21 protein-coding genes and 1 riboswitch are annotated in these 22,354 nt (G+C 72.8%); of the genes, 11 read left to right on the forward strand and 10 right to left on the reverse strand.

Annotated features, from left to right (window positions below):
- The first annotated feature begins 171 nt into the window (after positions 1 to 171).
- Both ACFPCY_RS29165 and ACFPCY_RS29170 read left to right on the forward strand, forming a co-directional pair.
- Complete coding sequence (locus ACFPCY_RS29165) at positions 172 to 894, forward strand: TetR family transcriptional regulator (RefSeq protein WP_378260285.1); 723 nt, start codon at positions 172 to 174, stop codon at positions 892 to 894.
- A 186-nt stretch (positions 895 to 1,080) separates the two neighbouring features.
- Positions 1,081 to 2,892 carry a serine/threonine-protein kinase gene (locus ACFPCY_RS29170; RefSeq protein WP_378260287.1) on the forward strand — a complete coding sequence of 604 codons (1,812 nt, stop codon included), beginning with the start codon at positions 1,081 to 1,083 and terminating at the stop codon, positions 2,890 to 2,892.
- Here ACFPCY_RS29170 and ACFPCY_RS29175 read toward each other — a convergent pair.
- A complete protein-coding gene (locus ACFPCY_RS29175; protein WP_378260291.1) occupies positions 2,882 to 3,925 on the reverse strand; it encodes an alpha/beta hydrolase in 1,044 nt (347 codons plus the stop codon). The genes ACFPCY_RS29170 and ACFPCY_RS29175 overlap by 11 nt on opposite strands.
- 59 nt (positions 3,926 to 3,984) lie before the next feature.
- Between ACFPCY_RS29175 and ACFPCY_RS29180 the strand changes: the two genes are divergently transcribed.
- Positions 3,985 to 6,024, forward strand: coding sequence for a serine/threonine-protein kinase (locus ACFPCY_RS29180; RefSeq protein WP_378260293.1), 2,040 nt, complete (start codon positions 3,985 to 3,987; stop codon positions 6,022 to 6,024).
- Between the two features lie 175 nt (positions 6,025 to 6,199).
- Positions 6,200 to 7,600 (forward strand): amino acid permease, encoded by a 1,401-nt coding sequence (locus ACFPCY_RS29185; RefSeq protein ID WP_378260295.1) that lies wholly within the window; start codon positions 6,200 to 6,202, stop codon positions 7,598 to 7,600.
- Between the two features lie 50 nt (positions 7,601 to 7,650).
- Here the strand turns inward: ACFPCY_RS29185 and ACFPCY_RS29190 are convergent, their stop codons facing one another.
- Positions 7,651 to 7,938, reverse strand: a complete 288-nt coding sequence (locus ACFPCY_RS29190; protein WP_378260297.1) for a hypothetical protein — start codon at positions 7,936 to 7,938, stop codon at positions 7,651 to 7,653.
- Between the two features lie 390 nt (positions 7,939 to 8,328).
- On the opposite strand from ACFPCY_RS29190, the gene ACFPCY_RS29195 reads away from it, so the two are divergent.
- Positions 8,329 to 9,219 (forward strand): TIGR03621 family F420-dependent LLM class oxidoreductase, encoded by an 891-nt coding sequence (locus tag ACFPCY_RS29195; RefSeq protein ID WP_378260299.1) that lies wholly within the window; start codon positions 8,329 to 8,331, stop codon positions 9,217 to 9,219.
- A gap of 164 nt (positions 9,220 to 9,383) precedes the next feature.
- Here ACFPCY_RS29195 and cobN read toward each other — a convergent pair whose 3' ends face one another.
- Positions 9,384 to 13,019 (reverse strand): cobaltochelatase subunit CobN, encoded by a 3,636-nt coding sequence (gene cobN, locus ACFPCY_RS29200; RefSeq protein ID WP_378260301.1) that lies wholly within the window; start codon positions 13,017 to 13,019, stop codon positions 9,384 to 9,386.
- A gap of 58 nt (positions 13,020 to 13,077) precedes the next feature.
- Positions 13,078 to 13,202: riboswitch (cobalamin riboswitch) on the reverse strand.
- Positions 13,203 to 13,517: 315 nt separating this feature from the next.
- On the opposite strand from cobN, the gene ACFPCY_RS29205 reads away from it, so the two are divergent.
- Positions 13,518 to 13,844 (forward strand): YciI family protein, encoded by a 327-nt coding sequence (locus tag ACFPCY_RS29205; protein WP_378260303.1) that lies wholly within the window; start codon positions 13,518 to 13,520, stop codon positions 13,842 to 13,844.
- Complete coding sequence (locus ACFPCY_RS29210) at positions 13,841 to 15,076, forward strand: RNA polymerase sigma factor (RefSeq protein WP_378260306.1); 1,236 nt, start codon at positions 13,841 to 13,843, stop codon at positions 15,074 to 15,076. The genes ACFPCY_RS29205 and ACFPCY_RS29210 overlap by 4 nt, the downstream gene beginning before the upstream one ends.
- A gap of 8 nt (positions 15,077 to 15,084) precedes the next feature.
- Here ACFPCY_RS29210 and ACFPCY_RS29215 read toward each other — a convergent pair whose 3' ends face one another.
- On the reverse strand, positions 15,085 to 15,342 hold the full coding sequence (locus ACFPCY_RS29215) for an ArsR/SmtB family transcription factor (protein ID WP_378260308.1): 258 nt from the start codon (positions 15,340 to 15,342) through the stop codon (positions 15,085 to 15,087).
- A gap of 71 nt (positions 15,343 to 15,413) precedes the next feature.
- On the opposite strand from ACFPCY_RS29215, the gene ACFPCY_RS29220 reads away from it, so the two are divergent.
- The gene (locus tag ACFPCY_RS29220; protein ID WP_378260310.1) at positions 15,414 to 15,689 is read left to right on the forward strand and encodes a Scr1 family TA system antitoxin-like transcriptional regulator; all 276 of its coding nucleotides are present in this window, start codon (positions 15,414 to 15,416) and stop codon (positions 15,687 to 15,689) included.
- 70 nt (positions 15,690 to 15,759) lie between these two features.
- The gene (locus ACFPCY_RS29225) at positions 15,760 to 15,951 is read left to right on the forward strand and encodes a DUF397 domain-containing protein (protein ID WP_378260312.1); all 192 of its coding nucleotides are present in this window, start codon (positions 15,760 to 15,762) and stop codon (positions 15,949 to 15,951) included.
- 101 nt (positions 15,952 to 16,052) lie between these two features.
- On the opposite strand, the gene ACFPCY_RS29230 is transcribed toward ACFPCY_RS29225, so the two are convergent.
- The 4 genes from ACFPCY_RS29230 to ACFPCY_RS29245 all read right to left on the reverse strand — a co-directional run bounded on the left by ACFPCY_RS29230 (position 16,053) and on the right by ACFPCY_RS29245 (position 18,201).
- Positions 16,053 to 16,535: a hypothetical protein gene (locus ACFPCY_RS29230; protein WP_378260314.1), complete on the reverse strand. Its 483-nt coding sequence runs from the start codon at positions 16,533 to 16,535 to the stop codon at positions 16,053 to 16,055.
- 31 nt (positions 16,536 to 16,566) lie between these two features.
- On the reverse strand, positions 16,567 to 17,115 hold the full coding sequence (locus ACFPCY_RS29235) for a hypothetical protein (RefSeq protein WP_378260316.1): 549 nt from the start codon (positions 17,113 to 17,115) through the stop codon (positions 16,567 to 16,569).
- A gap of 45 nt (positions 17,116 to 17,160) precedes the next feature.
- Complete coding sequence (locus tag ACFPCY_RS29240) at positions 17,161 to 17,538, reverse strand: hypothetical protein (RefSeq protein WP_378260318.1); 378 nt, start codon at positions 17,536 to 17,538, stop codon at positions 17,161 to 17,163.
- A 336-nt stretch (positions 17,539 to 17,874) separates the two neighbouring features.
- On the reverse strand, positions 17,875 to 18,201 hold the full coding sequence (locus ACFPCY_RS29245; protein ID WP_378260320.1) for an ArsR/SmtB family transcription factor: 327 nt from the start codon (positions 18,199 to 18,201) through the stop codon (positions 17,875 to 17,877).
- Between the two features lie 90 nt (positions 18,202 to 18,291).
- Between ACFPCY_RS29245 and ACFPCY_RS29250 the strand changes: the two genes are divergently transcribed.
- On the forward strand, positions 18,292 to 19,308 hold the full coding sequence (locus ACFPCY_RS29250) for a zinc-dependent alcohol dehydrogenase family protein (protein WP_378260322.1): 1,017 nt from the start codon (positions 18,292 to 18,294) through the stop codon (positions 19,306 to 19,308).
- On the opposite strand, the gene ACFPCY_RS29255 is transcribed toward ACFPCY_RS29250, so the two are convergent.
- Positions 19,280 to 20,233, reverse strand: coding sequence for an Lrp/AsnC family transcriptional regulator (locus ACFPCY_RS29255; RefSeq protein WP_378260324.1), 954 nt, complete (start codon positions 20,231 to 20,233; stop codon positions 19,280 to 19,282). The genes ACFPCY_RS29250 and ACFPCY_RS29255 overlap by 29 nt on opposite strands.
- 112 nt (positions 20,234 to 20,345) lie before the next feature.
- Between ACFPCY_RS29255 and ACFPCY_RS29260 the strand changes: the two genes are divergently transcribed.
- Positions 20,346 to 21,788, forward strand: coding sequence for an MFS transporter (locus tag ACFPCY_RS29260; RefSeq protein ID WP_378260326.1), 1,443 nt, complete (start codon positions 20,346 to 20,348; stop codon positions 21,786 to 21,788).
- On the opposite strand, the gene ACFPCY_RS29265 is transcribed toward ACFPCY_RS29260, so the two are convergent.
- Positions 21,770 to 22,333: a dihydrofolate reductase family protein gene (locus tag ACFPCY_RS29265; protein ID WP_378260328.1), complete on the reverse strand. Its 564-nt coding sequence runs from the start codon at positions 22,331 to 22,333 to the stop codon at positions 21,770 to 21,772. The two genes, ACFPCY_RS29260 and ACFPCY_RS29265, sit on opposite strands and share 19 nt — an antisense overlap.
- Positions 22,334 to 22,354 lie beyond the last annotated feature (21 nt).

Consider the following 22,354-nt stretch of genomic DNA (forward strand, 5'->3'; position numbering starts at 1 on the left):
TGGCCGGTCACGGCGCCGCCGGGTGGCCGGTCACGGCACCCCGGATGGCCGGGCACGGCGCCGCCGGATGGCCGGTCGCGGCGCCGAAACGGACGGGACGGCGGCGGCCGTGATAAACCGGCTCCTGGAGCATCCGGCCGTGCTCCCCGTCCCCGCCGCCAAGGAGCCCCGATGCCCTCCCCCGCCCCGGAAGCCGCCCCGAACCGCCCGGACGGCGCGCCGCGCGACGACGCGCCGTCCGACGCGCCGTCCGGCGAGCCGTCCTCCGCGGACGCGCGGTCCGGCGGGGGGCTGCGGGAACGCAAGAAGCGGCAGACCCGCACGGCGCTCATCGACGCGGCGCTGGAACTGTTCCTCGCGCAGGGGTACGACGCGACGACGGTGGACGAGATCGTCGCGGCCGTGCACGTGTCGCAGCGGACGTTCTTCCGGTACTTCGCGACCAAGGAGGACGTGGTCACCGGCTTCTTCGGCGACCACGACCGGCGGTTCGCGGCGGCGCTGGCGGCGCGTCCGGCCGGCGAGCGGCCGTTCACCGCGCTGTTCGAGGCGCTCCGGACCGTCCTGAAGGACATCGCCGAGGGCGATCCCGAGGACACCGAGCGCTTCCGCCGCATCCGCCGCGTCCTGGAGGCCGAACCCGCGCTGACCACGGCGCAGATGGCCCGCTACAAGCGCACCGAGGGCCTGCTCGCGCAGATCATCGCCGACCGGGAGGGCGTCGACCCCGGCACCGACCCGCGTCCCGAGATCGTGGTCGCCTTCTACAGCGGCGCGACGCGCGTCGCGTTCGAGCGCTGCGCCCGCGCCGACATCTGGGACCCCCGCGAGATCGCCGCCCGCGTCGAAGCCGTCGTCGCCCTGGCCGGCGAGACCATGGGCGACTGGATCTGACCCCGGCGCGGGGCGGCGCAGCGGGGCACGGCGGGGCGGTCGAATCGGCGGAGGGCGGGGGGACGCCTCGGTAGGGTGGGGCATCCGGTGAAGATCACACCGAATGGTACGGATCACACCGGAACGGTCAGGCGCCTTCGATGCGTCGAACCTCTCCGCAAGGCCACTCCCGACCCCAGGATCGAGATGACCACCGACGCTGCCGCGAACGTCCCGCCCCTCGGCCCGGAAGACCCCCGCCGGCTCGGGCCCTACCGGCTGCTCGGCCGCCTCGGGCGCGGCGGGATGGGCACGGTGTTCCTCGGCGAGGACGCGTCCGGGCGCCGGGTCGCGGTCAAGGTGATCAACCGCGAGCTGGCCAGCGAGGCGCCGTTCCGGGACCGGTTCCGGCGCGAGGTGACCGCGGCGCGGCAGGTCCGCCGGTTCTGCACCGCGCCGGTGCTGGACGCCGAGCTGGAGCACGACCCGCTGTACGTCGTCACCGAGTACATCGAGGGGCCGAGCCTGGAGCGCGCGGTCGCCGAGCGCGGCCCGCTGCCCGGCTCGGACCTGGAGGGGCTCGCGGTCGGCGTGGCCACCGCGCTCGCCGCCGTCCACGGCGCGGGCCTCGTGCACCGCGACCTCAAGCCCGCCAACGTGCTGCTGTCCGGCACCGGCCCGCGCGTGATCGACTTCGGCATCGCGCGGGCGCTGGACGCCGCCGACGGCCCGACCCGCACCGGCCAGTTCGTCGGCACCCCCAACTACCTGCCGCCGGAGCTGCTGCGCGGCGAGCCCGTCACGCCCGCGTCCGACGTGTTCTCGTGGGGCTGCGTCGTCGCCTACGCCGGCACGGGCAGCGCCCCGTTCGCGGGCGGCACCGTCCCGGAGATCTTCTACCGCGTCGCGCACGAGCCCCCGGTGCTGGACGGCCTGGACCCCGACCTCCGCGACGTCGTCACCGCCGCGCTCGACAAGGACCCGCGCAACCGGCCGTCCGTGCAGGAGCTGCTGTCCCGCCTGGTCGGCCACGCGCAGGCGGACCCGGCCCGCATCGCCGAGACCATCCAGTCGTCCTGGACGCCGCCGACCGCGCCGCCGACCACGCCGTCGGCCCCGCAGCCGGCCGCGCAGCCGGCCCCGAACGCGCAGACGGCCCCGACCGTCGCGCAGCACGCTCCGACCGTGGCGCAGCCGGCTCCGACCGTGGCGCAGCCCGCGCCGACCGCGCTGCTCGGACCCGCACCGACCCGCCGCGACCCGCTGACCCCGCCGCCGTCGTCGCCGGCGTCCGGACGCGGTGGCGGCGGCGGCGCGCTGCCGCGCAAGCCGCTGGTGATCGGCGCCGCGGCGGTCGCCGTCCTGCTGGCGGTCGGGCTCGGGGCCTGGGCGCTGCTCTCCCCGGACGGTCCGCCGTCCAACACCGCGAGCGTGTACAGCGACGACTTCTCCAACGACAAGTCGGGCTGGGACAGCGTCAGCGGCTGGTACGGCTACGACAAGGGCCTGTACTGGGTCGGCACGGACAACTCGACCCTGCGCTGGCGCGCCGCGCCCAAGAACGGCGAGATGCCCGAGCGCGCCCTGGTCAGCACGGTGCTGAGCTTCGACGGCGGCCCGGACGACGGGTCCGCCGGGGTGTTCTGCCGCCTGCACGACGACGGCGACGACGCCAAGGACGCCTTCTACGCCTTCCTGCTCCGCAAGGACGGCAAGGGCCTGGTCGTCCGGAAGGTCGGCGGGCAGCTCGGCACCAAGGCGCTCGCCACGACCGGCTCGGTGCCCGGCTACAAGGCCGGGAGGAAGAACCAGGTCAAGGCCGCGTGCGAGCAGCAGGACAAGGGGAAGAAGGTGCGGCTGCGGCTCTGGGTGAACGGCTCGCGGGCCGTGGACACCACCGACGCCGACCATCCGCTGGAGAACGGCGCGGCCGGCGTGCTGGTGTCGGCGGGCGGCAACGAGTCGGTGAAGGTCTTCGGCAACTTCGACGACTTCGACATCTCGGAGATCAAGGGCTGACCTCGGCCCCGTCCCTGCCCTCGGCCTCGTCCTTGGCTTCGGCCTCGGCCCTTCCCTCGGCCCCGGTCTCAACTCCGGCGGGCAGGTAGCCGCGCATCCAGCGGTCCAGCTCGGCGAACACCCGCTCGCGGACCGGCGCGGCCGACAGCACCAGGTCGTGCAGCCCGCCGTCGATCCGGACGAGCGTGACGACCGGCCCGAGCCGCGGCGCGTAGCGGGCCATGTGCTCGACGTCGAGGACGGCGTCCGCGCCGGTCAGGTCGGCGATCACGTGGCTCCGCTTCGGCCGGACGCTGCGCGCCGACGCCATCACCAGCACCGGCGCGTCGATCGCGAGCCCCCGGTGCAGCCGGAGCTGGCCGCGCCGGATCGCGTCCAGCCAGCCCGCCCGCACCGGGAAGCCGAGCAGCGGCTTCCAGGTCAGGTCGAACTCCCACTCGCCCTCGTGGTCGCGGTGCAGGCTGCGCGGATACAGGTCGGACACCCCGGCGGGGAGCTTCGCGGTCGGGAACCGCCCGCCGAGGATCCGCGCCAGGCCCGCGCCCGCCTTGGCCAGCGGCCACGGCTCGGCGATGTCGAACCACGGGCTGTTCAGGAACAGGCCGTCCACGAGGCCGCGCCCGCGCACCCGGTCGGCGTACAGCGCGGCGATCAGCCCGCCGGTGGAGTGCCCGTTGAGCAGCAGCGTGTCGTGGCCGTCCTCCGCCCGGACGATCCGGACCGCCTCGTCGATCTCCGGGAAGTACTCGCTGAGGCTGCGGACGAAGTTCGGCGTCTGGTGCGGACGCAGCGACCGCCCGTACTTGCGCAGGTCGAGCGCGTAGAAGTCGTAGCCGCGCGCCACGTAGAAGTCGGCGAGGTGGCGCTGGAAGAAGTAGTCCACGAACCCGTGCACGTAGAGGACGGCCCGCCGCGACGGCCGCTCCCCGCGCCTTCGCACGAGGGTCGCGACGACCTCGCCTTCGGCGTCCTCCCCGAGCGGCAGCTCGATCGCCTCGTAACCCGGTCCCAGCACGTCTGCGGTCGCGTTCATGGGCCCAGCGTACGACCGACGATCACCGGTGCCGGCGCCATCCGCTAATGTCCGTGGCCATGCCCTCACCCCTGCGTCCCGGCGATCCCGAACGGCTCGGCCCGTACCGGCTGACCGGGCGGCTCGGGCAGGGCGGGATGGGCACGGTCCTGCTCGGCGAGGACGCGTCCGGGCGCCGCGTCGCGGTCAAGGTCGTCAACCCCGAGCTCGCCGGGGACGAGGCGTTCCGGGCCCGGTTCCGGCGCGAGGTGACCGCCGCCCGCCGGGTCAGCCGGTTCAGCACCGCGCCGGTGCTGGACGCCGAGCTGGAGCGCGACCCGATGTACGTGGTCACCGAGTTCGTGGACGGCCCGACGCTGGCGGAGGCCGTCCGGGACGGCGGCCCGCTACGCGGCGGCGACCTGGAGGGGCTCGCGGTCGGCGTGGCCACGGCGCTCTCCGCGATCCACGCGGCCGGGCTCGTCCACCGGGATCTGAAGCCGTCCAACGTGCTGCTCTCCCCCACCGGCCCGCGCGTGATCGACTTCGGCATCGCGCGCGCTCTGGAGGCCGCGGACGGCCCGACCGTCACCGGCCAGTTCCTCGGCACGCCCGCCTACATCGCGCCCGAGCTCATGCGCGACGGGCCGCTCACCCCGGCCGCCGACGTCTTCGCCTGGGGCTGCGTCGTCACGTTCGCCGCGACGGGCCGTCCGCCGTTCGGGGGCCGGCACGTCCACGAGACCCTGTACCGCGTCGCCCACGAGCCCCCCGTCCTGGACGGCCTGGACGACCCGGCCCTGCGTCCGCTGGTCGAAGCCGCCCTCGCCAAGGACCCGGCCGCCCGGCCCGCCGTGCCCGCCCTCCTCGCCAACCTGATCACCGGAGCCGCGCCCGCCCCGTCCGCGCAAAGCCCGAATCGGGCGGAGGCGCCCGCGCACAACAACACGCCCGAAGGCACGGCGGCCGCGGCGAGCACGGCGAGCACGGAGGCCGCGGCGGGCACGGCGACCGCGGCGGACGCGGAGGGCACGGCGACCGCGGCGGACGCGGCGGGCGCGGAGGCCGCGGAAGGCACGGCGACCGCAGCGGGCACGGCGACCGCAGCGGGCGCGGGGAGCGCGGCGGGCCCGGGGAGCACGGGGAGCACGGGGAGCGCGGCGGGCGCGGGCAGCACGGGGAGCGCGGCGGGCGCGGGCAGCACGGGGAGCGCGGCGGGCGCGGGCAGCACGGGGAGCGCCGGGAGCGCCGGGAGCGCCGGGAGCGCCGGGAGCGCCGGGAGCGCGGAAGGCGCGGGGAGCGCGGGGGCTTCGGGGGGTGGGGCGGCTGCTGCGGGGACGCGGGTGTTGGTCTCGTCCGAGGGTGAGGCGTCCGGCGAGCGGAAGTCGCGGGCGGACGGGCGGACTAAGCGAGCGGAGGAGCGGACTAAGCGGCCGGTGGGGCGGCTCGTGGGCCTGGTGGCCGCGGCGGCGGTGCTGTTGGGCGGGGTCGTGGCCTGGCGGGTGCTGGACGCCGCGTCCGATCCGAAGGTCCCGGCGCTCGGCGCGGCGCTTGTGCCGGACGGGACGCTCACCGACCGGACGTCCGGGTGGGACGCCGACGAGTGCGGCTCCTACGCGAACCAGCATTTCGAGATCCAGGGTGATCACGACGGGCCGGGATACTGCGTGGCGCCGAAGGAGCCCGCGGCGTCCCACTTCGTCGCCGGGGCGCGGGTGCGGCTGGCCCGCGCGGCCGGCGGCGGCCTCTGGCAGGCCGGCCTGCTGCTCCTCGGCAACGATGACCGGCACTACGCCGTCATGCTCCGCTCGGACGGCTCGGCGCGGCTGGTCAAGGAGACGCCCGACGGGAACGTGAGCGTCCTCGACACGGTTCCGGCGGGGAGCTACGAGCCGAGGTCCGAGTACGTCCGCGTCCAGGCCGAGGTGCGGGTCACTTCCGACCGGACGAGCGTCCGGGCCTGGCTGGACGGCGACTACGCCCTCGACGCGGACGACGACGACCATCCGTTCACCCGGGGCCGGACCGGTCTGATCGCCGATCCGCTGAAGAGCCTCCCGGGCAAGGAGGACGTCGTCGAGGCCTGGTTCACCGGCTTCACCCTGAACCGCGCCCGCTGACCCGCGCCCGCTGACCCGCGCCCGCTGACCCGCGCTCCCTGACCCGCGCCCGCTGAACCGCGGCCCGCTGAACTGCGCGAGCACGCGCCGGAGGCGCCCCGGAACGCATCGCGTCGCGATGTGACCTAGAGTGATCGGAACCCGTTTTCACCCGTGCGACAGGATCAGTTCGAGCATGTCCGAAAAGAGCCCAGACCGTCCGACCGAGCTGCGCACCGGGCTGCGCCGCAGGCACATGACCATGCTCGCCATCGGCGGCGCGGTCGGCGCGGGCCTGTTCGTGGGCAGCGGCTCGGTGATCAGGACGGCCGGCCCGGCGGCGATCCTGTCGTACGCGGCGGCCGGCGCGCTGGTGCTGTTCGTCCTGCGGGCGCTCGGCGAGATGGTGGTGGCGCGGCCGGTCGCGGGTTCGCTCGCCGAGTACGCCCGGATGGCGCTCGGCCCCTGGGCGGGCTTCACCATCGGCTGGCTCTACTGGTACCTGTACGTGATCCTGGTCGGCGCGGAGGCGGTCGCGGGCGCGGCGATCCTGGCGTCCTGGATCGACCTGCCGCAGTGGCTGCTCGCCGCCGCGCTGCTGGTCCTGATGACCGGCGTGAACCTGGTCTCGGTGCGGTCGTTCGGCGAGTTCGAGTTCTGGTTCGCCTCGATCAAGGTCGCGGCGATCGCGGTGTTCCTCGTCCTCGGCGTCCTGTACGTGCTGGGCCTGTGGCCGGACTCACCCGGCGGCCTGCACACGCTCACCGCGCACGGCGGCCTGGTGCCGAACGGTGTGACCTCGGTGTTCTCCGCGATCGTCGCGGTCATGTTCGCGTTCGGCGGCACCGAGATCGTGACGATCGCCGCGGCCGAGTCCGCGGAGCCGGGCCGCGCGGTCGCGCGGGCGACCGGGAACGTGCTGTGGCGGGTCGGGCTGTTCTACGTGTTCTCGATCTTCCTGGTCGTGTCGATCCTGCCGTGGAACGACGCGAAGGTGCTGACCAGCCCGTTCGTCAGCGCCCTGGACCGGCTCGACGTGCCGGCCGCCGGGACGGTCATGCAGGCGGTGATCCTCACCGCCGTGCTGTCGGTGCTGAACTCGGCGATCTACGTCTCGTCCCGGATGCTCTACGTCCTCACCCGCGACGGCGACGCCCCGGCGGGGCTGACGAAGCTGACGTCCCGGGGCGTCCCGGTCCGCGCGATCCTGCTCGGGACGGTCGCCGCGTGGGGCGCGGTCGTCGCCTCCTACGTCTCGCCGGACCAGGTCTTCAAGTTCCTGATGAACTCGATCGGGACCGTCCTGGCCTTCGTCTACCTGGCCATCCTGCTCTCCGAGCTGCGCCTGCGGCGGCGGCTCGAACGCGACGACCCGTCCAGCCTGACCTACCGCATGTGGCTGTACCCGTACCTGCCGTGGCTGTGCGTCCTCGCGCTGGCCGCCGTCCTCGTGTCGATGGCGTTCATGCGCGAGCAGCGGTCCCAGCTGATCGCCTCGCTGGTCAGCCTCGCCGTGGTCGCCGCGATCTATCCGCTGCGCCGGCGCTTCGGCTCGCGTCCGCCGGTCGCCGCCCCGCCGCTGACCCGGTCCCGCTGACCCGGTCCCGCGACCTGGATCGGCGGGACCGGACGGACGGACGGCCCGGATCAGCCCCCGGACCTGCGGCCCGCGACGGCCGCCTTCATCGCCTGGACGATGAACAGGATCGGGAGGATGAACACGTAGAAGAAGATGTGGTAGGTGCCGCCGGAGAAGATGAAGGTCAGGTAGAAGGCGTAGCCGACCATCGCCAGGGCGATGATGCCGCCGAGGACGCGGTCGCGGGGGCGCGTGCCGCGGACGAACACGGTCGCGAGCAGCGTGCCGATCCCGCTGACGGCCAGCATCACCACGTACCAGGAGAACGTGGGCTCGGCACTGAAGTCGAGGTTCACAGGGGTCTTCCTTGGGGGGTCGTTCCGAAAAGTCGGGCAACAGTACCGGAATGATCCTTAGCGTGACTAGAGGGATTATTCGGGCGCTCCGCAACCCCCTTCCAGGTCGGGACACCCGCGATCGCGGACGGGAGCCGCCGCGCGGGACGGCCCAACGCGCGTGGCGGCGCGAGCGGCCCAGCGGCGCGTGCCGCCGCGCGGACGCTCCGCAGTGGAGCGGCGAAATCCGGACGTCTCGCAGATAAATTCCGGTCAGCGCATCCCTGTTCCCGACTGGCCCGTTTACCTTCGGACGAAGGCGCCGGCTCGATGGAGAATTGAGGCGCCCGACCGGAAAGGAGACGGATACCGGTAACACGCCCGCACTCTCACTTACAGGAGAGAGCCGAAATGCGGAAATTCCGTTTCGGATTCACCATCGACAGTCCCGGCGACCAGGCGGAACTGGGCCGGATCTGCGCCACCGCCGACTCCTACGGGTTCGACGTGGCGCTCGCCGTCGACCATCTCGGACCCGGCCGCTCCTCACCGTTCTCGGTGCTCATGGCGACCGCGTTCGCCTCGCGGCGGCTCCACGTCGGCACGCACGTGCTGAACATCGGCTACTGGAACCCCTCGATCCTGGCGCGCGAGGTCGCGACGCTCGTCCGGCTGACCGAGGGCCGGTTCGAGCTCGGGATCGGGTCGGGCATCGTCAAGGCCCAGTACGACGCCGCCCGGATTCCCTGGCATCCGTTCGAGCGGCGAATGGATCTCGTCGCGGCGACGGTCGGGGAGATGAAGGGTCTGCTCGCGGAGGAGCACGGCCTGGAACCGCCGCCGCTCCTGGTCGGCGGCGCGAGCCGCAGGGCGCTGGGAATCGCCGCGGCGATCGCCGACATCGCCAGTTTCGGAGGCCGTTTCCAGGTGCCGGGAGAGGAACCCGGAACGCTCCGGTTCATCACCTCCGAAGAGGCGGACAAAGGCGTGGAATTCCTCCGCGCCGAGGCCGGTTCGCGCTTCGACGAGATCGAGGTGAACAGTTTCGTCCTGCACGTCGAGGTGACCGGCGACCGCCGCGCGGTCGCCGAACGCATCGCCGCCGCGCGGGAACCGCACTTCCTCGTCGAGGACGCCGAGCACGCGCTCGACACGCCCTTCATGCTCATCGGCACGGAGGAGCAGATCGCGCGCCGACTGCTGGAGAACCGCGAACGGTACGGGTTCTCCTACGTCACGATCCGGCGGCCGCACATGGAGGTCTTCGGGCCGATCATCAAGCGCGTCCGGGAGCTGGAGTAGCCGGGCGTGGACGCGGCCGGGCCGGGTCCAGGTTCAAGCCCCGGACCCCGGGACCGGCCGCGTCCGCCGGGCGACCGCGTTACTCGGGCGACCGCGTTACTCGGGCGACCGCGTTAGTCGGGCTACCGCGCTACTCGGGCGACCGCGTTAGTCGGGCTACCGCGCTACTCGGCGTCCTCCAGGTCGCCTTCCAGGTCGAGGTAGGTCTGGCGGAGCCGGTCGAGGGTCTCGGGGTCGGGCTCGGCCCAGAGGTTCCGGTCGGCCGCTTCGAGGAGGCGTTCGGTGACGCCGCGCAGCGCCCACGGGTTGGACTTCTCCATGAAGGCCCGGTTCTCCGGGTCGAAGACGTACTCCTTGGCGAGCGTCTCGTACATCCAGTCGTCCACGACGCCGGCGGTCGCGTCGTAGCCGAACAGGTAGTCGACGGTGGCGGCGAGCTCGAACGCGCCCTTGTAGCCGTGCCGGCGCATCGCGGCGATCCAGCGCGGGTTGACGACGCGGGCCCGGAAGACGCGGTGCGTCTCCTCGGCGAGCGTCCGCGTCCTGACCTGCTCGGGCAGGGCCGAGTCGCCGACGTACGCGGCCGGGTTCCGGCCGGTCAGGGACCGGACCATCGCGACCATCCCGCCGTGGTACTGGAAGTAGTCGTCGGAGTCGACGATGTCGTGCTCGCGGGTGTCCTGGTTCTTCGCCGCGACCGAGATGCGGCGGAAGGTCGCCTCCATGTCGGTCCGCGCCTCGCGGCCGTCCAGGCCCCGGCCGTAGGCGTAGCCGCCCCAGACGGCGTAGACCTCGGCGAGGTCGGCGTCGTCCCGCCAGTTGCGGGCGTCGATGAGCGGCAGCAGGCCCGCCCCGTACGCGCCGGGCTTGGAACCGAAGATGCGGGTCGTCGCGCGCCGCCAGTCGCCGTGCTCCGCGTGGTCCTCGACGGCGTGGCGGCGCAGGAAGTTGCGGTCGGACGGCTCGTCCAGCGCGGCCACCGCCCCGATCGCGTCGTCGATCAGCGCGATGACGTGCGGGAACGCGTCGCGGAAGAAGCCGGAGATGCGGAGCGTCACGTCGATGCGCGGGCGGCCCAGCTCCTCCAGCGGGACGATCTCGAAGCCGGTCACCCGCCGGGACGCGTCGTCCCAGACCGGACGGCACCCGATCAGCGCGAGCACCTCGGCGATGTCGTCGCCCTGGGTGCGCATCGCGGACGTGCCCCACACGGTCAGGCCCACGCTGGACGGGTACTCTCCCGTGTCGTCCAGGTGACGCTTGACCAGCGAGTCGGCGAGGGCGACGCCGACGTCCCACGAGTTGCGGGACGGGATGGCCTTCGGGTCCACCGAGTAGAAGTTCCGGCCGGTCGGCAGCACGTTGACCAGCCCCCGCGTCGGCGACCCGGACGGCCCGGCGGGCACGTAGCCGCCGTCGAGCGCGTGCAGCACGGCCCCGATCTCGTCGCGCGTGGCGTCCAGCCGCGGGACGACCTCGGACGCGGCGAACTCCAGCAGGCGGACGACGTCCGGCACGTCCCCGTCCAGCACCTCGGCGGCGACCGCGCGGGCCCGCGCCGGGTCCCAGCCGCCGTCCTCCATCGCCTGGACGAGCCGCCGCGCGGTCTCCTCCAGGATGTCGATCACATCGGACGCGGTCCGTCCGCCGAGCGCGTTCACGACCGCGCCCGGCTCGGCGAGCAGCGCCTTCTCGTCCAGCCCGTGCCGCGCCGCGATCGCCGCCCGCAGGCCCGGCATCGCCCCGGCGACGCCGCCCCACACCTGCGAGGCGCGCAGCACGGCGAGGACGAGGTTGACGCGCGCCTCGTCCCGCGGCTCCTGCCCGAGGATGTGCAGGCCGTCCCGGATCTGGACGTCCTTGATCTCGCACAGGTAGCCGTCGATGTGCATGACGAAGTCGTCGAAGTCGTCCGCGTCCGGCATGTCCTCCTGGTGGAGGTCGTGGTGGAGCTGCGCGGCCTGGATCAGCGTCCATATCTGCGCCCGGACGGCCGGGAGCTTCGCCGGGTCCAGATCGTTCACGGTGGCGTACTCGTCCAGTAGCTGTTCGAGTTTGGCCAGGTCACCGTAGGTGTCGGCGCGCGCCATCGGCGGCACGAGATGATCGACGACGGTCGCGTGCCCGCGCCGCTTCGCCTGCGTGCCCTCGCCCGGGTCGTTCACGATGAACGGGTAGACGAGCGGCAGGTCGCCGAGCACGCCGTCCGGGGCGCAGCCGTCCGACAGCCCGAGCCCCTTGCCCGGCAGCCACTCCAGCGTCCCGTGCTTGCCCAGGTGGACGACCGCGTCCGCGCCGAACTCCAGGTCCAGCCACCGGTACGCGGCCAGGTAGTGGTGCGAGGGCGGCAGGTCCGGATCGTGGTAGATCGCGACCGGGTTCTCGCCGAACCCGCGCGGCGGCTGGATCATCAGCACGACGTTCCCGAACCGCAGCGACGCGAGCACGATGTCGTCGCCGTCCACGTACAGCTCGCCGGGCGGCTCGCCCCAGTGCTGCCGGACGCCCTCGCGCAGCGACTCCGGCAGCGCCTCGAACCACGTCCGGTAGGACGCCAGCGACGCCCGCGCCGGAGCCTTCGCCAACTGCTCTTCGGTCAGCCACTCGACGTCGTGCCCACCGGCGGCGATGAGCGAATGAATGAGGTCATCGCCCGTGTCGGGGTTCTTCCAAAGCGAATGGTCCTCACCCAGGTAATACCCGGCCTCGGCCATCTGCCGAAGCATCCGGACGGCGGACGTGGGCGTATCGAGCCCCACTGCGTTTCCGACCCGAGCGTGCTTGGTCGGATACGACGACAGAACCAGCGCCACCCGCTTCTCGCCATTCGGGATGTGCTTGAGCCGCGCATGCCGAACCGCGATCCCGGCGACCCGCGCGGCCCGTTCCTCATCGGCCGCGTACACCGGAATCCCGTCGGGGCCGAGTTCCTTGAACGAGAACGGCACGGAGATGATGCGTCCGTCGAACTCGGGAATGGCGACCTGCATGGCCGCGTCCATCGGGACGAGGGCGGCGTCCGACTCGTCCCATGCCTGGCGCGACGACGTGAGGCAGAGCCCCTGGACGACCGGCACGTCCAGCGTGGCGAGAGCCCCCGCGTCCCACGAGTCCTCGTCACCCCCCGCGCTGGCGTCGGCCGCGACGGCCCCGCCCGCCGCCAGCACGGTGGCGATGACCGCATCGCACTGCCCGAGCAATGCCATCAGCTCCGGATCGGCCCCTCGCAACGACCCGCAGAAGACCGGCAGGGCATTCGCTCCGGCCCGTTCGATCTGCCGGCACAGAACATCGACGAATGCCGTGTTCCCCGAAAGCTCATGCGCCCGGTAGAAAACGACACCGACCGTGGGACGCCCGTCCACCCGCGCGTATTCACCATGCACGCCAAAGGAAGGCATGGCGACGGGAGCGTCGAAGCCTTCCCCCGTCAGCAGCACGGTGTCCGACAGGAAGAAGGCGAGCTGCCGCAGGTTCTCGACGCCCCCCTCGCGCAGATAGGCGAGCGCCTCGGCGGCGACTCCCGGCGGCACCGTGGAAAGGGCCATCAACTCGGCGTCCGGGTCGGCCTCTCCGCCGAGGAACACGACGGGCAACCCGCTCGCGGCCAGGGCGTCCACGCCCGGCGCCCAGGTCTTCCGCCCTCCCAGCAGCCGCACCACGACGACATCGACGCCGTCGGTCAGCGACGCCAGCTCCTCGACGGCGACCCGCGCGGGGTTCGCGGTCGCCCACCCGGCGTCCGCCGCGCGGGCGGCGAGCAGTTCGGTGTCGGCGGTGGACAGCAACAGAGCACGCATCGGCGATGCCTCCAACGGGGTCCGCGCCCCGGCTCGGGTGAAGGGCCGCGACGGCGCGGAGTCTCCTGGCTTCCGGATCACCGCCCCCGCCCCGGCCTTCCAGCGTCGCCGCCGTGACCTTGCGTGAGGGGGGACTCCCCGGTGACAGTTGCGGGACAGCTCCGGACTCGCACCGGATTCCTCGCCCGCCGTCGCCGCGCCAGTCTACGGAACCGCCACGTTGACCTCACCCCCGCGATTCCAGTGGCCCCCGGCCCCGCCAAGGCGTAACCTTCCCTGTGTCGGCGAGTGGGGAAGCTCGACCGGCCGGAACGCCCGACCTCACCTAGCCGAGGCCGGGCGTTCCGCTTGCCCCCGGGAATTCTCCGGCCGGGGTGTCGGGACGGGGCGGTCGTGTTCGTCGGAAGGGTGAGGGCCGCCTGCGAGGGGTGGCGCTGAGGGCGGGAAGCGCGATCATGGAGGCCGCGCTTCCCCCGACACCGCAGGAGATGATCGCCGATGCAGTATCTGCTCTCCGTGATCCACGACCGGCCCGACGTTCTCGCCGTCCCTGAGGAGCAAGCCGCGATCGACGTGTTCAACGACCGGCTCCAGAAGGACGGGCACTGGGTGTTCGCCGGCGGCCTCGCCGTCCCGGACACGGCCACCGTGATCGACAACCGGGGCGAGGAGCCGCTGTTCACCGACGGGCCCTTCGTGGAGTCCAAGGAGTTCCTCGCGGGCTTCTGGATCATCGAGGCGCCCGACCTCGACGTGGCGCTGGAACTCGCCGCGGAGGGGTCGAAACGGTGCAACCGGAAGGTCGAGGTGCGTCCGTTCCTGTGAGCGGGACCGACGAGGCGGTCTCCCGGGCCCACCGCGCGGAGTGGGCCCGGGTGGTCGCCGCCCTGACCAGGCGTTTCGGTGACCTCGACCTCGCCGAGGAGGCCGCCGCGGAGGCGTTCGCGACCGCCGTCCAGAGGTGGCCGGAGGACGGCGTCCCGCCCAACCCCGGCGCCTGGCTGACCACCACCGCCAACCGCAAGGCCATCGACCGGATCCGGCGCGAGAGCAAGCGCGACGACAAGCACAGGGAGGCTCGGATGGTGTACGACCGCGGCGCGCCCGAGCCGCTCGGCGCGATCGACGACGACCGGCTCCGGCTGATCTTCACCTGCTGCCATCCGGCGCTGGCGCCGCAGGCCCGCGTGGCGCTGACGCTGCGCATGGTCGGGGGGCTGACCGTCGCCGAGATCGCCCGCGCCTTCCTGGTGCGCGAGACGACGCTGGAACAGCGGATCACCCGCGCGAAGGCCAAGATCAAGGCGGCCCGCATCCCCTACCGGGTGCCGTCCGCCGGGGACCTCCCGGCCCGCGTCGGCGGCGTGCTCGCCGTCCTGTACCTGGTGTTCAACGAGGGCTACCTGGCGACCGGCCCCGGCACCGACCCCGTCCGCCTCGACCTGACGGCCGAGGCGATCCGGCTCACCCGCCTGATCCGCGTCCTGCTGCCGGACGACGGCGAGGTGGCCGGGCTGCTGGCCCTGATGCTGCTCACCGAGGCCCGGCGCACCGCGCGGGTCTCGTCCGGCGGCGAACTGGTGTCCCTGGCCGAGCAGGACCGCGGATCCTGGGACGCGGCGCTGATCGCCGAGGGGCACCGGCTGGTCCGCGAGCGCCTCGCCGCTGCCGCCGCCGGAACGCCCCCGGGCCGCTACCAGATCCTCGCCGCGATCAACGCCGTCCACACCTCCGCCCGCGACGTCCGCGACACCGACTGGTCGCAGATCCTCGCCCTGTACGACCGGCTCGTCCGCCTCGACCCGTCCCCGATCGTCGTCCTCAACCGGGCCGTCGCACTGGCCGAACTGGACGGCCCGGAAGTGGCCCTGGCGGCCGTCGACCGCCTGGAACCCCGCCTGGACGGCTACCACGCCTACCACGCCACCCGCGCCGACCTGCTCCGCCGTCTGGGCCGCGGCCGGGAGTCCCGCGCGGCCTACGACAAGGCCATCGCCCTGGCAGGCAACACCGCCGAAACCGCCTACCTGACCCGCCGCCGCGACCAGCTGCACTGACGCCGGGGTCAGGCGGGGGCCGTTTCGAGGTCGGCGGTGACGATGGCGGTCAGGAGGCCGGGGAACGCCTCTTCCAGGTCTTCTTTGCGGAGGGCGTTCAGGCGTGAGGTGCCCACGTAGTACTGCCTGATCAGGCCCGCTTCGCGGAGGACGTTGAAGTGGTGCGTGGCCGTGGATTTGCTGACCGGGAGGTCGAAGCCGCCGCAGGGGATGTCGGTCGCGGCGTCCCAGAGCCGGCTGACGATGCTGCGGCGGACCGGGTCCACCAGCGCTTCGAGGATCTGCTGGAGGCGGCCGTCCTCGGCGCCTACGGCCGGCCGTCCTCGGCGCCTACGGCGTGGTGGGCGGTGAGCGCGAGCGGCTGCTCGCCTTCGCCCGGGACGCGGAGATGCCCGGCTGGTGGGAACCCGGCGACAGCATTTGCCCCACACCGCTCAAGGCGCTGATCGGGTTCGAGGCCCAGGCCGTCCGTATCACCAACGTGAAGATGTCTTTCATCCTGGGGTTGTTGCAGGTTCCCGAGTACGCGCGTGCCGTCACGGCGGCGTCCGGGATCCCTCCGTTGGAGATCGAGACCGCGTCGCGACCCGCATGGGACGGCAGGCGGTCCTGAGCCGTCCGCAACCGCCGAAGCTCCTCGCGCTGATCTCGAAGATCATCGCTTTCTACGGGGGTTGACGGGTGTGGAGCACGACCAGGGTCTCAACTGGCGCAAGCCGTCCTACAGCGATGAAGAAGTCAACTGCGTCGAAGTGGCTCGCCTGTCCAGGGCACGGATGGCCATCCGAGGTTCCAAGCCTCCGAGCGAGCCGGTCTTGACCCTCGACCAGAAGGACTGGCTCTCCCGCCGCGCGACGCTGAGCAAGACCCGTTGAAGATGCCTGTCGTTGCTGTGACGTTGAGATGTTGCGCGAACCTGGAAACGTTGCGTTGAGAGTGCAACGTGTCAGTTGTTGAGCGATTGTGCATGTGCAGGTCAGTACCAGCGGGTGAAGGCGGCTGCGCCTGAGAAAGAGCTTGCCGCTTCCCGGAGGATGCGCAGTGGGGCGTCCAGTAGCTCGGCGGCGTCGAAGCCGGGGTCGTCGCCGGTCTCGGTCATCCACGTGGTGATGCGGGTCAGAAGTTCGGCTCGACGGGTGGGTGGGACGTCCAGGACCGCTTCGACTTCGGGTAGAGCGGCCGCGACCTCGTCGGCGGTCAGGATGAAATTGCCGCGCACGCCTGGAAGGGCGCGCATTGCGTCTGTCCCCAGAGCGTTGCAGAGGGCCTCCACTGGGTTGGCCTTGCGGGCGACCGCGACGAACGGGGAGCCTTGGTCGGCCATGAGGTCGGCGGCGGCGTCCTGCAGGTCTTCGATCGCGTCCGTTTCAGCGTCGGTGGCGTCGGCGGCTTGGGACGCAAGACGTCGGGCCGCTTCGTCCGGGATGGCACCGATCACCCAGATGCCGGTGGCGCTCATCGATATGAACCTGCTCGTCGGGGCCGGCTGTTCAGAGGGGGAGGTAGGGGAGGCGGGTTCTTTCCTTGGTCTGGTCGCGGACGGTTTCTACGGCTTCGCGGACGCCGGGGTCGGGGTGGGAGGCGAGGCGCGCCAGGTCGCCCAGTGGGCCCTTGCGGCGTTTCCCCAGCCAGTACAGCACCTCACGCAGGGCGGACGGGGCGCCCGGGTCACCGGCGGCGGCGAGGCGGGCCATGAGTTCGCGGGTGGACGGTCCGGGGCCGTCCAGGGGATGGGGCAAGCGTTCGCGCAGGCGGCGGGCGACGGCTTCGGACGCGGGGACCTCGACCTGCGGACGTCCGTAATGGCCGACGAGCACCGGCTCCGCGTCGTCCAGCCGGACGTGGACCGCGACGTGCCCGCCCTGGCCGCCCCAGCGGGCCAACTCCCGCAGCCATTGGTGCGTCAGGGTGTGGGACGGCAGCACCGGAAAGAGGTAGACACCGCGGTCGCCGTCCTGTCCGTGGCTCACCGCGCGGATGCCCGAGCGGCGGATCCGGGGGACGTTTCCGGCGGGTGTCAGGTGCACGAACGTCGCCATGCGCTAGGCCGGGAGGTAGGGCTCGGGGAAGCTCATCGGGCGAGCCTACTTCGTCCGGACGTGGCGGATGAGAAGGATCACGATGGTGATCGCCAGCGCCAGCGTCACGGTGAACAGGTGCAGGACGGGGATGACGAACGCCAACAGGACGGGATAGACGCAGACGACGCCGAGGACGACCTCGTAGACGATCGCGAAGTACTGGGCGTCACGGCTGCGCGGGAGGGTGACGGTCAGGGCCGTCCCGACGAGGGCTAGGACGGTCAGGACGATGCCCGCGACCAGGAGCAGCTTCAGGATCGCCACCGTTTCGGGGTCAGCGAGGGACGCCCGGGACAGCACGCAGCCGAAGATCAGCAGCAGCACGCCCGGCAGCGCAAGGAAGGCGACCTGGAAGCCCAGCAGCACGCGAAGCGCGGTCACGGCAGGACGAGAAGGTTCCCCAGCCGATGCCGGGTCGAGCGCTTCCGCAATTGAGGCCGGGTCGTGCGGCTGCCCGGCCGTGGCCGGGTGGAGTTGGCCGGTCTTGGTAGTGCCGAACGGTTGTGTGAGGGCGGGCAGGTGGGGCGGTTGCTTGGTCGGGGCGGGCTGGGGCGGGTGAGCGGTCTCAGCCGGGAGCGGTCGCGCGGGCTCAGTCGGGAGCGGTGGGGCGGTCTCGGGTGGGAGCGGTGGGGCGGTCATGGGTTCAGGCTGGCGCGGGGTTGGCCCGCAGGGCGTCCGTCGGAGTACTCAAGCCGGGACGTGGCGGTACCCAGGTGCTCAGGCGGGGGCTGGTTTCAGGTCGGCGGTGACGATGGCCTGGATGAGGCCGGGGAACGCCTCGTCCAGTTCGTCCCGGCGGAGGGTGTTCAGGCGGGACGTGCCGACGTAGTACTGCCTGATCAGGCCGGCTTCGCGGAGGACGTTGAAGTGGTGCGTGGCCGTGGACTTGCTGACCGGGAGGTCGAAGCCGCCGCACTTGACGTCGGTCTCGGCGTCCCAGAGGCGGGTGACGATGCTGCGCCGGACGGGGTCGACCAGCGCCTCCAGGATCTGCTGGAGCCTGACGTCGCGGAGGTCGGGGTGCGGCGGGGTGCGGTCGTCCATGCGGGTCATAGTACGACAGGCATCGAAGTTTGACATTCGTCGAACTTCGGCGTTGAGTGATCATCCGCAGCGGACGGAAGGGTGGTCGCGATGGCCAGGACGGTGTTGTTCGACGAACTCGGCGGACCCGAGGTGATGCGGGTCCGGGACGTCCCGGTCGGCGAGCCGGGGCCCGGCGAGGTGCGGATCCGGGTGGACGCGATCGGGGTGAACCGGGCGGAGGCGCTGTTCCGGAGCGGGGTCTACATCGAGCCGGTGAAGGCGTTCCCGGCGCGCCTCGGGTACGAGGCGGCCGGGGTTGTCGAGGCCGTGGGCGAGGGCGTCGAGGGGCTGGACCTCGGGGACGCGGTGAGCACGATGCCCGCGTTCTCCCAGAACGACTACGGGGTCTACGCGGAGCGGGCGATCGTGCCCGCGCACGCCGTGCTGCGCCGGCCGGAGTATGTGAGCGCTCGCACGGGCGCGGCGGTGTGGATGCCTTACGTGACCGCTTACGGCGCGCTCGTCGAGGTCGGCGGGATGCGGCCCGGGGACACGGTCGTGCTGAACGCGGCGTCCAGCAGCGTCGGGCTCGCGGCGATCCAGGTCGCCGAGCGGACGGGGGCGACGGCGATCGCGCTCACGCGGGGCGAGGGCAAGAAGGACGCGCTGCTCAAGCTGGGCGCCGAGCATGTCGTCGTGACGGAGACCGAGGACGTGGTCGAGCGGGTCCGGGAGCTGACGGACGGCCGGGGCGCGCAGTTCGTGTTCGACGGGGTGGCCGGGCCGGGCGTCCTGGACCTCGCCAAGGTCGTCGCGCCGGACGGGATGCTGCTCGAATACGGGATGCTCAGCGGGCTGCCGACGCCGTATCCGGGATTCGAGCTCGGCATGCCCGCGCTGAACATGCGGACGTACACGATGCACGAGACGTCCCGCGATCCCGAGCGGATGCGGCGGGCGGTGGCGTACGTGAACTCGGGACTGAGGTCGGGGGCGTTCCGTCCGGTGATCGACCGGACGTTCGACCTGGAGGACATCGTCGAGGCGCACCGGTACATGGCGTCCAACGAGCAGATCGGCAAGATCGTCGTGACCGTCAGCGGAGGAGACGGCCGAGGCGCTTGAGGTAGCGGGTGACCGGGGTCGTCTCGACGCGGGCGACGCCGGGCAGGGCGGCGACGCGGTCGGTGAGGTAGCGGTAGGCGTCGTGGGCGTCCCGGCACAGGACGCTCGCGACGAGGTTCACCGGCCCGCTGGTGGCGGCGGCGAAGCCGACCTCGGGGTGGGCGGCGAGGGCGCGTCCGGCGGCGTCCAGCTCGGACGGCGCGACCGACAGCCACAGCCGCGTGCCGTGGTCCAGGCCGGCCAGGCGCAGGTCGAACTCGGCGTAGAAGTGCAGCGCGCCGATCGTCCGGAGGTGGTCCACGCGGCGGCGGACGGTCGAGGCGGACCAGCCGGTCGCGGCGGCGAGCTCGGGGACGCCGGTCCGGCCGTCGCGGGCGAGGACGTCCAGGAGCGGCCGGTCCTCGGGGCCGCATTGCGGGATGTCGGCGGGGTCGAGGGGCGGCACGACGGCCGGGCGGAGCTGCGCGACCTGCGCCGGGGTCAGGGCGTCCAGGCGGCGGACGGGGCTGGGCGAGCCGTAGAAGACGTGCAGCACCGAGTAGGCCGACACGTCCAGAATGCGGCTTGACCTGGGGAGTTGCAGGTCGGCCTCGTCCGGCGTGCGGGCGCGGGTGATGCACTGGACCTCCGTCCCGGCGGACGCGGTCAGGACCCAGGCGGTGTCGGGACGGCGCGCCAGCGCGGCGGCGACGGTGTCGGCCGCGCCGGGCGCGCAGCGGAGCCGCAGCATCCAGCGGCCGTGCGCGAGGTACCCGGCGGGCGGGACGGCGACGACGCGGAGCAGGTCGGCCGAGCGCAGGCGGCGGTAGCGGCGCGCCACGGTCTGGTCGGAGACGCCGAGCACCTCGGCGATCAGGCTGAACGGCGCGCGGCCGTCGAGCTGCAACGCGTGGATGAGCTGCCGGTCGAGATCGTCGATATCCACCAGGACAGCCTATGCAATGTCGAAAGGCGTCCAGTTCCGTGCTTCCGAGTCGCTTTCCGGCAGACGGCGGCCGAGAGTCGTCGGGAGTCAGGCAACTCGGAAGGAGACGGAGATGCGCAGGTGGGGACCGCTGACGGCGGTGTGCCTCGGCGCGTTCATGCTGCTGGTGGACGTGAACATCGTGACGGTGGCGCTGCCCGACATGGCGCGCGGGCTCGACACGACGTTCGGCGCGCTGCAGTGGGTGATGGACGTCTACGCGCTCGCGCTCGCGGCGCTGCTGATGGGCGCGGGAACGCTCGCCGACCGGATCGGACGGCGGCGGCTGTACGTCGGCGGGCTGCTGACGTTCGCGGCGTCCTCGCTGGTGTGCGGGCTGAGCCCGGACGCGGGGACGCTGATCGCGGCCCGGGCGGTGCAGGGCGCGGGCGCGGCGGCGATGTTCGCGACGACGGTCGCGCTGATCGCCGCGTCCTACGAGGGGCGGGACCGCAGCGTGGCGTTCGGCGTGTGGGGCGCGGTGAGCGGCGCGGCGTCCGGTATCGGGCCGATCCTCGGCGGGCTGCTCACCCAGCACCTCGGCTGGCGCTGGATCTTCCTGGTGAACCTGCCGGTCAGCGCGGTCGCGATCGCGGTGACGCTGCGGAGGGTGCGCGAGTCGCGGAACCCGGACGCGCACCGGCTGGACGTTCCGGGCGTGCTGCTCTTCGCGGTCGCGGCGGGCGCGCTCACCTTCGGCCTGACGCGCGGCGGCGGCCTGCTGTGGGCGTCGGTCGGCGTCGCGGTCGCGGCGGCGGCGGGGTTCGTGCTCGTCCAGCGGCGGGCCGCGTACCCGACGCTCGACCTGGCGTTGTTCCGGCGGCCGGGGTTCGTGGGCGTGATGGTCGGCTCGCTCGCGATGTCCGGCGCGGCGTTCGCGACGCTGATCAACACGTCGCTGTGGCTGCGGTCGGTGCTCGGGCTGTCCCCGCTGGAGGCGGGGCTGGTGATCCTGCCGCTGCCCGCGGTGTCGTTCGCGACGTCCCTGCTGGCCGGACGGCTGCTGCACGGCGTCTCCCCGCGCTGGACGGTCGGCGGCGGCCTCGCGCTGATCGGCCTCGGCGGCTTCGCGCAGGCCGTCCTGGACGCCGGGTCGGGATGGACGGCGCTCGTCCCGGGCCTGGTCGTGACCGGGGTCGGGGCCGGGCTGGCGCTGCCGAACGTGACGGCGGCGGCGGTCGCGGCCGTGCCGGCCGAGCGGGGCGGGATGGCGTCCGGCGCGGTCGGGGCGTTCCGGCAGCTCGGGTACGCGCTCGGCGTCGCCCTGCTCGGCGCGGTGTTCCGCTCGGCGATGGACGGCGACCCGGCCGCCTCGCACGACGCGGCCGGGTTCGCCGCCGGGCTGTCCGCCGCGTACGCGACGGCGGGCGCGCTGGCGCTGGTGGCCGCGGCGGCCGTGCTGCTGCTCGTCCGGCGCGACGGCCGTCCGGCCGCTGCCGCGCCCCGGGCCGCGGCGGCTGAGGAGGCGCCGGTGAAGGCGCCGGCGGACGCGCGGCGTCAGCGGATCAGCTCGTAGCGGTGCATGACGACGCCCTCGTCGAAGGTGCGGGTCTCGATCAGGCGCAGGTTCAGCCGCCCGTCCAGGCCGGGGAACAGCGAGGTGCCCCCGCCGAGGACGACCGGATGGACGCAGACCCGCACCTCGTCGAGCAGGCCGTGCCGGGCCAGCGACGCCGCGGCCCGCGCGCCGCCCATCAGGAGCAGCCCCTTGCCGGGCTGCTCCTTCAGCTCGCGGATCTCCGCCTCCAGGTCGTCGCCGACGACCTTCTCGGCCCACTCGCCCGGCTCGGCCGTCCGCGAGATCACCATCTTGCGGGCCGCGCGCCAGACCGGCGCGTACCGCCGGACGTGCGGGTGGTCCGAGTCCTTCTCGGCGTCCGGCCAGAAGGACGCCATCATCTCCCACGTCACGCGGCCGTAGAGGGTGATGTCGTTCTGCTCGTCCAGGTCGAAGGAGTAGTCCGACAGCTCCGGCCCCATGACCGGCCAGTCGAACTCGCCCTCCGGGCCCTGGACGAAGCCGTCGGCGGTGGTGTGGATGAAGTAGGTCAGCTTCCGCATCGTGCGCTCCTCGTCTCGGGT

Origin of the sequence: Actinomadura gamaensis, assembly GCF_042652125.1 — a bacterium.
Taxonomy (GTDB): domain Bacteria; phylum Actinomycetota; class Actinomycetes; order Streptosporangiales; family Streptosporangiaceae; genus Spirillospora; species Spirillospora gamaensis.